Raw genomic sequence first — 12,715 nt, forward strand, 5'->3', positions numbered from 1 at the left:
CGAGAAAATTTATTTTCTCGGCTTATTTTTTTGAAACTTTTTTTATTTTTCACCGTAAAGTATATATACATATAGAAGGGAGGTTTAGTGATGAAATTTTCTCGGTACATTATTTCTTTTTTTCTATTATTTTTATCGTTTATCATGATGGTACCGGCATTGGTCGCCGCAGATGCTCCTGTAGTTTATAAAATTCCAATTTATAAAGAAGTTGAAAAAGGATTATATGCTTTTTTAAAAAGATCCATTCATGAAGCAGAAGAAGCGGACGCTGAAGCAATTATTTTAGAGATAAATACGCCAGGAGGATTTGTAGATTCTGCTGAAAAAATTGTTAATTTACTCGATTCTACTTCGATTAGAAAGATTGCTTATATAAACTCGGAAGCGTTGTCCGCAGGTGCATATTTAGCTCTTCATACTGATGAAATTTATATGTCTCCTGGTGGAACAATAGGTGCTGCTGCTGTAATAGATAGCAACGGAAATACTGCTGATAAAAAAGCCAATAGCGCATGGAAAGCGAAAATGATTAATGCGGCAGAATTAACTGGAAAAGATCCTATATATGCACAGGCAATGGCAGATGAGACTGTTGATCTTCCAAAGTATAGGGCACCAAGCGGTGAATTGTTAACTCTATCATCTTCAGAAGCATTAGAAGTTGGCTATTCAAATGGAACAGTAAGATCACTTAAGGAGCTTCTAGAAATAACAAATCTAGCGGATGCAAAAATTGTTGAAACCAAAGAAACTTTCACGGAACTACTTGCAAGATTTATTACTAACCCAATTGTTGTACCAATTTTACTATCTATTGCTAGTTTAGGATTGATTGTAGAATTGTATTCTCCAGGCTTTGGTGTTGCAGGCACGATGGGACTAATATCTTTGGTACTATTCTTTTTTGGCCACCTAGTGGCAGGCCTTGCTGGTTATGAAGCGATTATTATTTTTGTTTTAGGAGTTATATTAATAATAGCTGAATTCTACTTACCGGGAGGAATAAGTGGTATATTAGGAGCAGCGGCTATTATTTTTAGTATAATATTAGCTGGTGGTAATATTTTGCTAATGTGTATTTCTGTATTAATTGCTTTAACAGTAGCTATAGTGGGAATGGTGATTATTATGAAGTTCTTCGGAAAACAATTGAAAGTGTTAAACAAAGTAATTTTGTCAGATGCAACAACTACAGAACAAGGGTATGTGTCTAACGAAAATAGACTAGAGTTAATCGGAAAAATTGCCGTGACGATGACCCCTCTCAGACCTGCGGGAACAATACGTATAAATGACGAACGTATAGACGCAGTTTCAGATGGAAGTTTTGTAGAAAGAGATAAACATGTTATCATTATAAAAGTAGAAGGTTCTCGTATCGTTGTTCGAGAAGTTTCTGAAGGGGAGGAAATAGGATGATTATTAGTGGAGCTACGATTGGTTTAATTGTAATAATTGTTTTAGCATTTATTTTGCTATCCGTGTTTTTTACATTTTTTCCAATCGCATTATGGATTTCAGCACTTGCAGCCGGTGTAAAAATTAGTATCTTTACTTTAGTAGGAATGAGATTACGTCGAGTAGTCCCATCTCGTATCGTCAATCCACTAATTAAAGCGCATAAAGCTGGATTAAGTGTTGCGATCAATCAATTAGAAAGTCATTATTTAGCTGGTGGTAATGTAGACCGTGTTGTAAATGCTTTAATTGCAGCGCACAGAGCAAATATTGCACTAACATTTGAACGTGGTGCAGCAATTGATCTTGCTGGTCGTGACGTATTAGAAGCAGTACAAATGTCTGTAAACCCTAAAGTTATTGAGACACCATTTATCGCAGGTGTTGCAATGAACGGGATTGAAGTAAAAGCGAAAGCTCGTATTACCGTTCGTGCCAATATCGACCGTTTAGTCGGTGGTGCAGGTGAAGAGACAATTGTTGCCCGAGTTGGTGAAGGGATAATTAGTACAATCGGTTCTAGTTCAAGTCATGAACGAGTACTTGAAAATCCAGATTTAATATCTCAAACTGTATTAGCTAAAGGTTTAGACTCTGGTACTGCATTTGAAATTCTATCGATTGATATTGCGGATGTTGATATAGGTAAAAATATTGGTGCGGAACTTCAAACGGAACAAGCAGAAGCAGATAAGAAAATAGCACAAGCTAAAGCTGAAGAGCGTCGCGCAATGGCTGTTGCTTCCGAGCAAGAGATGAAAGCAAAAGTAGTTGAAATGCGCTCGAAAGTAGTAGAAGCAGAGGCTGAAGTTCCTTTAGCTATGGCAGAAGCTCTACGTGAAGGAAATATTGGTGTAATGGATTACATGAACTATAAAAATATTCAAGCTGACACTAGTATGAGGGATTCAATTAGCAAAGTTGGTGGAGACAAACCTTCTACTGATGAACTAAAAGACTAGTATATAGTGGAAAGGAGTTTTCTCCTTGGAAAGTATAATATTAATTGTTATTTCGTTAATCGTCAGTATGTTATTAAAAAAGAAAAAACAACCGGAGCAAGGTCCAGTTAGAAGAGCGCAGCAAGTGAAGCCTTTTACAGAAAATCCATTTAAAGATCTTGGAGATTTTGCGAAAGACTTTATGGAAGAGCATAAACAGCAATTGGATAGAAAGACCCCAGTGGTAAAAAAAATGCCTGTTGTAGTTGAAAAAGTGGAGAGAGAAGTAAGTAGGAATCAAGGCATTCCGAGATCTTCTGGTCGACTGTCAACTCATCAAGTAAACAAATTGGAAAAGAAAGTATCTAATGCGACTACTAATCATATTTTACCTAGCTCTCAAGAAGAACTAGTAAGAGCTATTGTATTTTCTGAGATACTTGCACCACCAAAATCGAAAAGATAACTCATGAACACCCCTTTACATGCATAAAGTCATGTAAAGGGGTGTTTTTTTGAATAAACTATTTCCACTCCATGCGAGTATTATGATTGAAAATTTTAGCGAGATTATATTAGATTACAAAGTTACTATTCATCGTTTGGAAGAAAATAATTTAGTTTGTTCTTACGATGACTTCCTTTTAGAAATTCAAGCGGTAACTTTAGAGATAAAATCATTTTCTATGGAACAACTACGAATACAAGTAGATGAACTTATGTACTTTAATATTACAAGGAAGGAAAAATAGTAATGCAACAACTTATACAAGTCAAAGTTCCCATAAAAACAGATCAACACCTATTATTTCAACGACTATTTTCAGCCAATATTGAAATTTACCAAGTTTACAGTACGCAGCATTACCTTTTTTTCTCTATTCGCAAAAAAGATTTAGCAATTTTTCGAAAAGTGAGAAGATCATTACGGCTAACTGTTCGATTAGATGAAAAGAAGAAGAAAGGAATTATTGCTACTCACTCGTTTTCAATTTTTGGTATAGCATTATTTCTTATAATTCCTGTAATTTTGGCCCAATTTATATGGAGTATTCAAATAGAGACAGATTCACCTGAAAGCGATATTCTTATCGCTGAGGAACTAAAGGTTATGAACATTAAAGAAAAAATGCGCACGTCTACTTTACCATCTGAACAAGAAATACGACAAAAAATATTGCTTAAACACAAAGAATACTCTTGGGTACATTTTACGAAATCAGGATCTAAATTTATTGTTAGTCCCATGTTAGCTCCGATTCAATCAGAGCGGGAGATAAAAAATTCACCTCCAACACATCTAATAGCAAAGAGAAGTGGGGTTATTACTGACTTTGAACTTGTAAAAGGAGTAAGGGCAGTTGAAAAAAATGTCTCAGTTAACAAAGGGGATATATTAGTAAATGGATTTGTTACGCAAGGAGACAAAAGAATTATAACGAGTGCAGAAGGAAAAGTGTTTGCTAATTATTGGCTTGAGCTTGAGTTTGAAATTCCTCAAAAGGTCAGTTTTATGAAACCGAATGAGCGTAAACTGGTTATTCAGAAAAAAGGGAATAAAAAACACGATTATTGGAAGGAGATTTCTCTGCCAAGTCCTCTTCAAAAGTATTTGGAGGTAGGGTATGTTAGAAATTTGGAGGAAGAGAGATTTTTATTAAATGAGCAATCGATGGAAAAATTAATCCGTCCATTACTTTATCAAAAAATTTTCAATGAGCTTCCAACTGGGACACAAATATTGGAGGATAAAATTTTACAGGTGACTATTCAAAATGATAAAGTAAAGGGGAAAGTATTGTTTTTAATTAATGAGAATATTGCGATTCCACAAGTTATACCCCAAGGAGACGAAGCATGAGCGAACAAACACAAATAGATATGAATTTGAAAGACGCTGCCGAAGCGGTAATGCTTCTCGGCATATCAGATAAAAATCTAAAGCTTATTGAAGAGGAACTGAAAGTACAACTGATTACTAGAGGCGAAACCATTCGAATTGTTGGAGAAGAAAAAAATGTGGAAGAAGTCAGGAAGTTAATGGAACAACTTCTTTCCGTTATACACAAAGGGATCAATATAAACTCAAGGGATGTTTCATCCGCAATTGAAATGAGTATGAATGGTACAATTGAGTATTTTTCTGGACTCTATGATGAAGAAGTTGCAAGAAACACAAAAGGAAAAGCCATTCGCGCTAAAACAATTGGACAAAGAGAATATATACAAGGAATAAGACGTTTTGATTTAGCGTTTGGAATTGGACCTGCAGGAACTGGAAAGACATATTTGGCAGTAGTAATGGCAACGCAAGCACTAAAAAATGCGCATGTCAAAAAAATCATTTTAACACGTCCAGCAGTGGAAGCAGGCGAAAGCTTAGGTTTTCTACCTGGTGATCTAAAAGAGAAGGTAGACCCTTATTTAAGGCCGTTATACGATGCATTGCATGATGTACTAGGTATGGAGCAAACAGAGAGACTTATTGAACGTGGTACAATTGAAATTGCCCCACTTGCATATATGAGAGGTAGAACATTAGATGATGCTTTTGTTATTTTAGATGAAGCACAAAATACAACAAAAGCACAAATGAAAATGTTTTTAACCCGTATGGGATTCGGTTCAAAAATGGTAATCACAGGAGATAAAACGCAAATTGATTTACCAAAAGGTGCTGAATCTGGTTTAATCATTGCTGAAAAAATATTAAAAAATGTATCTGGTATTCATTTTCAATATTTAGAACAAGGAGATGTCGTTCGTCATCCGCTTGTCGCAAAAATTATACAAGCTTACGAAGAACAGCAGTCTTAAAATAGACTCTTTTCAGACTGTAGGATTTCTCGATAAAAGTCGAGTATTCCTACAGTCATTTTTTTATAAAAGTAAATAAATCGAGTCTGTTTCACCGCTACTGATGTATACAATGTTTTTTCAAAGCACACTGGAAATTGAAGACAAGATACACTTAATACACACTTGAGTTTTATGCAAATTTGGAATTATTTTTATATCATTCTAAAAGTAAGGTATAATGAATTTACCAGTTATGAGGGAGATGAGAGAAAAATGAATTCTATCTTATTGAAATTGAAAGAATGGAGCAATTATAAGCATCTCCCATTAGTTATTATTTTTTTTACAGCTATTATTATGTTTTTCTTATTAATAGGAAATGTAAAAGAGAGTACATATGATATTAAAGAATATCAGTTATCACCTGATACAATTAGATCAGTCAAAACGATGGAAGATAGTATCAAAACAGAACAAGAACGCGAGAAAGTAGCTTCTGAGATTCAACCATATTATCAATTCCAGGAAGAAACTGCTGATAACCAAGCAGCGATTATTCGCTCTATTTTCGATAGTGTGATAGAAATTAAGAGAGAAATAATTCCTCCTGAGGAAGCTGATAGTAAAACAAGTCAACTCAATTTATTAAAAAAAGAAATGGAAAAGATTGCTGATAATGCGAGCTATGTGTATTTAAGTGATGATGCATTAACGGCTTTACTAAACCAAAACACATCAACTCTAACTCAATCTAGTGAAACCCTTATTTCCTTTGTAAAAGAAGTGTTAAATGAAAGGATTCGCTTAGAAAATATTCCCGAAAAGAAAAAGGAATTAGAGGACAAAGTTAGAAAATATTTCAAGTATCCTCCTCCATATATGAATGCTCTCGTATCAATAGCTCGTTTTAGTATTGTTGAAACAGAAATCGAAAATAAAGAATTAACGGAGCAACGAATAGAACAAGCAAGAGCAAGTGTAGACCCTACAAGAATTTTACAAGGACAAATCCTAGTGCAAAAAGGCGAAATAATTGATAGGGAAGTTTTTAGACAATTGAAGCTATTAGGAATGCTTACGAATAAATCTTCCTATAAGCCTTTAATTGGAGTTGCCTTATTTGTATTGTTAACTATGTGGATTTTGTATAGTCAAACAATAAATGGTAAAAATAAAGCAATTGAAAGTTCGAAATCCTTACTTGTTGTCCTGTTTAGTTTGTTCATATCCGTATTAATGATGAATGTTTTACAGTATATTGCCAATAATTTTGATGTAGTCATAGCTTTTATTTTTCCAACAGCAATAGTGTCGATGCTCGTTTACATTTTAGTTAATGAAAGAATTGCTTTTATAACAACCATAATTATTGCAGCGTATGCTGGTTTTATATTTCAAGAAGGTTATACAAATGTATTTCAAATGGAAATTTCTCTATATATATTATTTGGTGGAATCGCAGGGATTTTTGCATTACAAAGAATGCAGCATAATTCTCAAATTTTTCGTTCAAGTTTAATCGTTTCATCCGTTAATCTAGCATTTATTGTATTTTATTTATTAATGACAAAAACGACTTATGGAATAACTGACTTATTATTTTATTTTGGAGCAGCAATATTATCTGGTGTATTATCTGGAGCCTTAACAATTGGGATATTACCGTTTTTTGAATCTGCATTTGGGATTCTCTCCACAATGAAACTAATAGAATTATCAAATCCAAATCATCCGTTACTGAAAAAAATATTAACCGAAACACCTGGAACGTATCATCATAGTGTAATGGTTGCAAATTTAGCGGAAGCGGCATGCGAGGCAATAGGAGCTAATGGTTTGCTGGCCAGAGTTAGTTGCTATTATCATGATATTGGGAAAACGAAAAGGCCGAGCTTTTTTATCGAAAACCAAATGAATGAGTATAATCCACATGATAATTTACCTCCTGAAGCAAGTCGTGATATTATTATTGCTCATGCTGTAGATGGAGCAAATATTTTACGCAAGTATAAAATGCCGAAAGAAATCGTGGATGTGGCAGAACAACATCATGGGACAAGTTTATTGAAGTTCTTTTATTACAAAGCAAAAGAACAAAAAGAAGATGTGAAAGAAAAAGATTTTAGGTATATGGGTCCAAAACCACAAACGAAAGAAATTGCTATTATTTCAGTAGCGGATAGTATAGAAGCTGCTGTTCGTTCAATGAAAGAACCAAATGCAGAAAAAGTCCATGCAATAATAGAATCAATAGTTAAAGATAAGCTTCAAGACGGTCAGTTTGATGAATGCGACTTATCTTTACGTGAAATTAAGAAAATGAAAGAGAGTTTCTATACAACAATGAATGGGATTTTTCATTCACGAATAGAGTATCCTAAATAACAATAAAGGTGGAACGAAGATGCTAGAACTGGATTTAATGGATGAGACGAACACATTAACTGAACAAACGACGGAACTTGTTGAAAAGGTATTGCAATTTGCTGCTCAACAACAAGCAATAAAAGATGGAAGTGAAGTTAGTGTAACATTTGTTACAAACGATGCTATACAGGATATTAATCGTACGTACCGCAGTAAAGATGTTCCTACAGATGTGATCTCTTTTGCCATGGAGGAAATGGGTGAAGGAGAAATAGAGATAAAAAATGCTGATATGCCAATGCTTTTGGGAGATATAGTTATTTCTGTAGAACGTGCAAAAGAACAAGCTGATTCGTATGCTCACACATTTGAGAGAGAGCTTTGTTTTTTAGCTGTCCACGGATTCCTACATCTACTTGGATATGATCATGGAACGAAAGAAGAAGAACAAGTAATGTTCGGCCTACAAGAAACAATATTACAAGCATTTGGTTTGAAACGTGAAGGCCATGGACATTCCTAAGTTTATAAAGTCTTTTAAATATGCATCCCATGGCATATTACACGTCATAAAAAGCGAACAAAATTTTCGCTTTCATTTATTGGCAGCAGTCATTGTATTTATAGTAAGTATAATAACTGAATTATCTAGATTTGAGTGGATAATAATTATTATGTTAATAAGTGGCATGTTCATGATAGAATTAGTAAATGCGTCTATAGAACGAGTTGTAGATCTAGCATCACCTGACTATCACCAGCTTGCTCTACAAGCAAAAGATTTGGCTGCAGGTGCATGCCTAGTTTATGCAATATGTAGTGCTATTGTAGGTTTAATCATATTTATCCCCAAATGGTGGGGAATCTTATTTTAGAGGTGAAAAGGTTGAATAAAGATAATTTAATGGAATCTTCCAAAACAGCAAGAGAGAAAGCATATGTACCTTATTCTAAGTTCCCAGTGGGAGCGGCTTTATTAACAACAGATGGGGAAGTCATCCATGGCTGTAATATTGAAAATGCATCTTTTGGTTTGACTAATTGTGCAGAAAGAACAGCCATTTTCAAAGCTGTTTCAGAAGGAAAGAATAAATTTGCCGCAATTGCAGTAGTTGCCGATACAGAAGGTCCGGTATCACCGTGTGGTGCATGCAGACAAGTATTAGCCGAGTTTTGCGATGGTAATATGCCTGTTTACTTAACCAATTTAAAAGGAAATGTATTAGAAACAACTGTTTCTGAACTTCTACCTGGCGCCTTTACAACGGAGGATTTAGACTATGCTGCAAAATAATGAGGGCTTTAAGTCGGGTTTTATCTCAATTATAGGTAGACCCAATGTTGGGAAGTCTACATTTTTAAATCGAGTAATTGGACAAAAAATTGCTATTATGAGTGACAAACCACAAACGACCCGTAATAAAGTACAAGGTGTTTTAACGTTAGAAAAAAGTCAAATGATTTTTATCGACACGCCAGGTATTCATGTACCAAAACATAAGCTTGGGGATTTCATGTTAAAAGTTGCCAAAAATACATTACGTGAAGTGGATGTAATAATATTTATGGTCAACGCGACAGAACCAAAAGGAAAAATTGATGAATTAATTATGGATATGCTTGAAAATAATGAGACACCTGTATTTCTTGTCATCAATAAAATAGATCAAATTCACCCAGATGAATTGGTAAATATAATTAACTCGTATAAATCGAAGTATGATTTTGCAGAAATAATTCCTATCTCCGCATTACAAGGAAATAATGTAGACAGATTACTTGAAACGATTCAAACATATTTGCCAGAAGGCCCTCAATACTATCCGGCAGATCAGGTAACGGACCATCCAGAACGTTTTATAATTTCTGAATTAATAAGAGAAAAAGTACTCCATTTAACACGTGAGGAAATTCCACATTCAATAGCTGTTATCATTGATAAAATAAAAAAAGAAGAAGATACAGAAAAAGACATGATCCGTGTGATGGCAACCATTGTTGTGGAAAGAGATTCCCAAAAAGGGATTGTAATTGGTAAAAAAGGTGCTTTGTTGAAAGAAGTTGGAACAAGAGCGCGCCAAGATATCGAAATGTTACTTGGTTCTAAAGTTTACTTAGAGTTATGGGTAAAAGTTCAAAAAGACTGGCGTAATAAGTCTGCGCACTTAAGAGATTACGGTTTCCGAGAAGACGAATATTAAGAAATAAAGCAAACTTGATGGCAACACAGACGATATAGAAGGCAGGGAAGGCAATTGCTCCAAAAAATAGAAGGGATAGTCTTACGAGCTTCTTCTTATGGAGAAACGGATAAGATTGTTACGATTTTTTCCAGAGAACTTGGAAAAAGAGCAGCGATGGCTCGTGGAGCAAAAAAACCTACGAGTCGTTTGTCCTCCATTTCACAGCCGTTTACGTATGCCTACTTTTTAGTCCAACAAGGAAGAGGAATGGGGACTCTTCAACAAGGTGAGATCATCGATTCCATGCGTTCAATTCGTGAAGATATATTTACTACTGCATATGCTAGTTTTATAATGGAACTAGTAGACAAATTAATCGATGATGAGTCTCCTAAGCCTCATCTATTTACAATATTACAACAGGCCCTCCAAGCCATTTCAGAAGACTATGATCCAGAAGCGATTAGCCTATTTGTAGAATGGAAGCTATTGCCTACAGCGGGGATTTATCCAGTATTACATCAGTGTTCGAATTGTGGGGCAACAGATGGAGAGTTCGCATTTTCTTTTTCACAAATCGGATTTTTATGTCATCGATGCTTTTCAATAGATCCATATTTGATTAGGCTGACTCCTTCACAAGTAAAACTTATTCGTACTTTTTATACAGTACCAATTGATCAAGTTGGAAAGCTGACATTAAAAAAAGAAACAAAAGGTTTTATAAAAAAAATTATCCGCACCATCTATAGCGAACAAGTTGGTATCCGCTTAAAATCACAAGGATTTCTTGACCAGATGGATAAAACCCCCGAATTTTATACACCAAAAAAAGATCCAAGTATAGAAGAATAACTCTTCTTGCTTGGATCTTTTTTCATTGAGTGAAACGGAAACCCTAGAAATATCATAAGCCCCTATAGAGAAGCGGAGTCCCATGGAAATTGGATCCGCCGCTATAGAGAGGCTAGATGCCCAAAGGAGTATCATGTGCGCCTAAACGAACCCCATAAGCCCCTAAAGAGTGTTTATGTGCTCCTAAACTAACCTTATAAGCCCTATAGAGAAGCTACATACCCTATGAAAGATCATCTGCTTCTAAAGAGGAGCTATGTGCCCCTAAACTATCTCCATAAGCCCCTACAGAGAAGCTATATGCCCCAAGATATATCAACTGCCCCTAAAGAATGTCTATGTGTCCCTAAACCGCCCCCATTAGCCCTATAGAGAAGCCATATGCCCCAAGAAATATCATCCGCCTCAAAAGAAGGTCTATATGCCCCTAATTCAACTCTATAAGCCTCTACCGAGAAGCAATAACCTCCTTGAAGTTACATAAAGCTTACTGAATCACCGTAAGCAAGAGCTTGTTATGTGTCTTAGGGTATCCAAATTCGAAAAAATCCTGAGCAGACTTTTGTCTGCTCAGGATTAATTACTTAAAATTGCAAATGACCTTCGATATATGATTTTACTTCGGAAATTGGCATTCTTGTTTGTTCCATAGAATCGCGGTGACGAACTGTTACTTGATTATCTGTTTCTGAATCGAAATCATATGTGATACAGAATGGAGTACCAATCTCATCTTGACGACGGTAACGCTTGCCAATGGATTGAGATTCATCGTAGTCAACCATAAAGTGTTTGCTTAAGTCTGAGAACAAAGCGGTAGCACCTTCTGATAACTTTTTAGACAAAGGTAAAATTGCTGCCTTTACTGGTGCCAACGCAGGGTGGAAGCGTAACACAGTTCGGGTATCATCTCCTTCTAATTGTTCTTCTTCAAACGCTTCACAAAGGAATGCAAGCGTAACACGGTCAGCACCTAAAGAAGGTTCGATACAATAAGGTACATAACGTTCATTCGTGATTGGATCAATGTAGTTAAAGTCTTCACCAGAATGCTCCATATGTTGTTTTAAGTCAAAGTCTGTTCTATCTGCAATACCCCAAAGCTCTCCCCACCCGAATGGGAATTTATATTCGATATCTGTAGTTGCATTAGAGTAATGAGAAAGCTCATCTTCCGAATGGTCACGTAAGCGAATGCTGTTTTCTGAAACACCTAAGTTTAATAACCACTCTTTACAATAGTTACGCCAGAATTCAAACCATTCCATATCCTCACCAGGTTTACAGAAGAACTCTAATTCCATTTGTTCGAATTCTCTTGTACGGAAAGTGAAGTTACCTGGAGTAATTTCGTTACGGAAACTTTTTCCTACTTGAGCAATTCCGAAAGGCATTTTTTTACGCATCGAACGTTGCACATTTTTGTAGTTTACAAATATTCCTTGTGCCGTTTCAGGACGTAAAAAGATTTCGTTTGTCGATGCTTCAGTTACACCTTGGAATGTTTTAAACATTAAGTTGAATTGGCGGATTTCTGTGTAATCAAAAGCGCCACATGATGGACAAACAACATCATGTTCTTTCATGATTTCTTCCATTTTTTCGAATGAAAGACCATCAATAACCATTTCTATTCCTTTTTTATCAAGTACATCTTCGATAATTTTATCGACACGATGACGAGATTTACATTTTTTGCAGTCAATCATAGGATCGTTAAAGTTTCCAATATGACCAGAAGCTACCCATGTTTTCGGGTTCATTAAAATTGCAGCGTCTAACCCTACGTTGTAAGGCGATTCTTGCACAAATTTTTTCCACCAAGCTTTTTTAACATTGTTTTTTAGTTCTACACCAAGTGGACCGTAATCCCATGTGTTTGCCAGACCACCGTAAATTTCAGAACCTGGGAAGACAAATCCTCTTTGTTTTGCTAAACTAACTACATTTTCCATTGAAATTGTCATATGAAGACCTCCATTTTTTAAATGCTTTTAAAGATGGGCAATAAAAAAACTCGTCTCCGGGCTAAATTAGCCCGGGGACGAGTATTATACCCGCGGTTCCACCCCGATTGATTATAAATACAATCCACTTTAAAAGCATAAG

Annotated in this window: 13 protein-coding genes; 12 read left to right on the forward strand and 1 reads right to left on the reverse strand. The window is 35.4% G+C overall.

Going from position 1 to position 12,715, the window contains the following annotated elements; genetic code table 11:
- Positions 1 to 90: 90 nt before the first annotated feature.
- The 12 genes from ACFVR1_RS11070 (at position 91) to recO (ending at position 10,606) form a co-directional block, all read left to right on the forward strand.
- Complete coding sequence (locus tag ACFVR1_RS11070; RefSeq protein WP_387584019.1) at positions 91 to 1,422, forward strand: NfeD family protein; 1,332 nt, start codon at positions 91 to 93, stop codon at positions 1,420 to 1,422.
- The gene (floA, locus tag ACFVR1_RS11075; protein WP_387584020.1) at positions 1,419 to 2,423 is read left to right on the forward strand and encodes a flotillin-like protein FloA; all 1,005 of its coding nucleotides are present in this window, start codon (positions 1,419 to 1,421) and stop codon (positions 2,421 to 2,423) included. The genes ACFVR1_RS11070 and floA overlap by 4 nt, the downstream gene beginning before the upstream one ends.
- A gap of 25 nt (positions 2,424 to 2,448) precedes the next feature.
- On the forward strand, positions 2,449 to 2,868 hold the full coding sequence (locus tag ACFVR1_RS11080) for a hypothetical protein (RefSeq protein WP_387584022.1): 420 nt from the start codon (positions 2,449 to 2,451) through the stop codon (positions 2,866 to 2,868).
- A 49-nt stretch (positions 2,869 to 2,917) separates the two neighbouring features.
- Positions 2,918 to 3,154, forward strand: coding sequence for a hypothetical protein (locus ACFVR1_RS11085; RefSeq protein WP_387584023.1), 237 nt, complete (start codon positions 2,918 to 2,920; stop codon positions 3,152 to 3,154).
- Positions 3,155 to 3,156: 2 nt separating this feature from the next.
- Positions 3,157 to 4,263: a sporulation protein YqfD gene (locus ACFVR1_RS11090; RefSeq protein ID WP_387584025.1), complete on the forward strand. Its 1,107-nt coding sequence runs from the start codon at positions 3,157 to 3,159 to the stop codon at positions 4,261 to 4,263.
- The gene (locus ACFVR1_RS11095; RefSeq protein WP_387584026.1) at positions 4,260 to 5,219 is read left to right on the forward strand and encodes a PhoH family protein; all 960 of its coding nucleotides are present in this window, start codon (positions 4,260 to 4,262) and stop codon (positions 5,217 to 5,219) included. Before ACFVR1_RS11090 ends, ACFVR1_RS11095 begins: the two co-directional genes overlap by 4 nt.
- A 255-nt stretch (positions 5,220 to 5,474) precedes the next feature.
- Positions 5,475 to 7,586: an HD family phosphohydrolase gene (locus ACFVR1_RS11100; protein ID WP_387584027.1), complete on the forward strand. Its 2,112-nt coding sequence runs from the start codon at positions 5,475 to 5,477 to the stop codon at positions 7,584 to 7,586.
- A gap of 19 nt (positions 7,587 to 7,605) precedes the next feature.
- Entirely contained in the window at positions 7,606 to 8,091 is a 486-nt protein-coding gene (gene ybeY, locus ACFVR1_RS11105) for an rRNA maturation RNase YbeY (RefSeq protein ID WP_387584029.1), read from the forward strand.
- Complete coding sequence (locus ACFVR1_RS11110; RefSeq protein WP_387584030.1) at positions 8,078 to 8,443, forward strand: diacylglycerol kinase family protein; 366 nt, start codon at positions 8,078 to 8,080, stop codon at positions 8,441 to 8,443. The genes ybeY and ACFVR1_RS11110 overlap by 14 nt, the downstream gene beginning before the upstream one ends.
- Positions 8,444 to 8,454: 11 nt before the next feature.
- On the forward strand, positions 8,455 to 8,862 hold the full coding sequence (locus tag ACFVR1_RS11115) for a cytidine deaminase (protein ID WP_387584031.1): 408 nt from the start codon (positions 8,455 to 8,457) through the stop codon (positions 8,860 to 8,862).
- The gene (gene era / locus ACFVR1_RS11120) at positions 8,849 to 9,769 is read left to right on the forward strand and encodes a GTPase Era (protein WP_387584033.1); all 921 of its coding nucleotides are present in this window, start codon (positions 8,849 to 8,851) and stop codon (positions 9,767 to 9,769) included. The genes ACFVR1_RS11115 and era overlap by 14 nt, the downstream gene beginning before the upstream one ends.
- 54 nt (positions 9,770 to 9,823) lie before the next feature.
- Positions 9,824 to 10,606 carry a DNA repair protein RecO gene (gene recO, locus ACFVR1_RS11125; protein WP_387584035.1) on the forward strand — a complete coding sequence of 261 codons (783 nt, stop codon included), beginning with the start codon at positions 9,824 to 9,826 and terminating at the stop codon, positions 10,604 to 10,606.
- Between the two features lie 584 nt (positions 10,607 to 11,190).
- Here recO and ACFVR1_RS11130 read toward each other — a convergent pair.
- Complete coding sequence (locus tag ACFVR1_RS11130) at positions 11,191 to 12,573, reverse strand: glycine--tRNA ligase (RefSeq protein WP_387584037.1); 1,383 nt, start codon at positions 12,571 to 12,573, stop codon at positions 11,191 to 11,193.
- Positions 12,574 to 12,715 lie beyond the last annotated feature (142 nt).

The organism is Psychrobacillus sp. NPDC058041 (assembly GCF_042885655.1).
Lineage (GTDB): Bacteria > Bacillota > Bacilli > Bacillales_A > Planococcaceae > Psychrobacillus.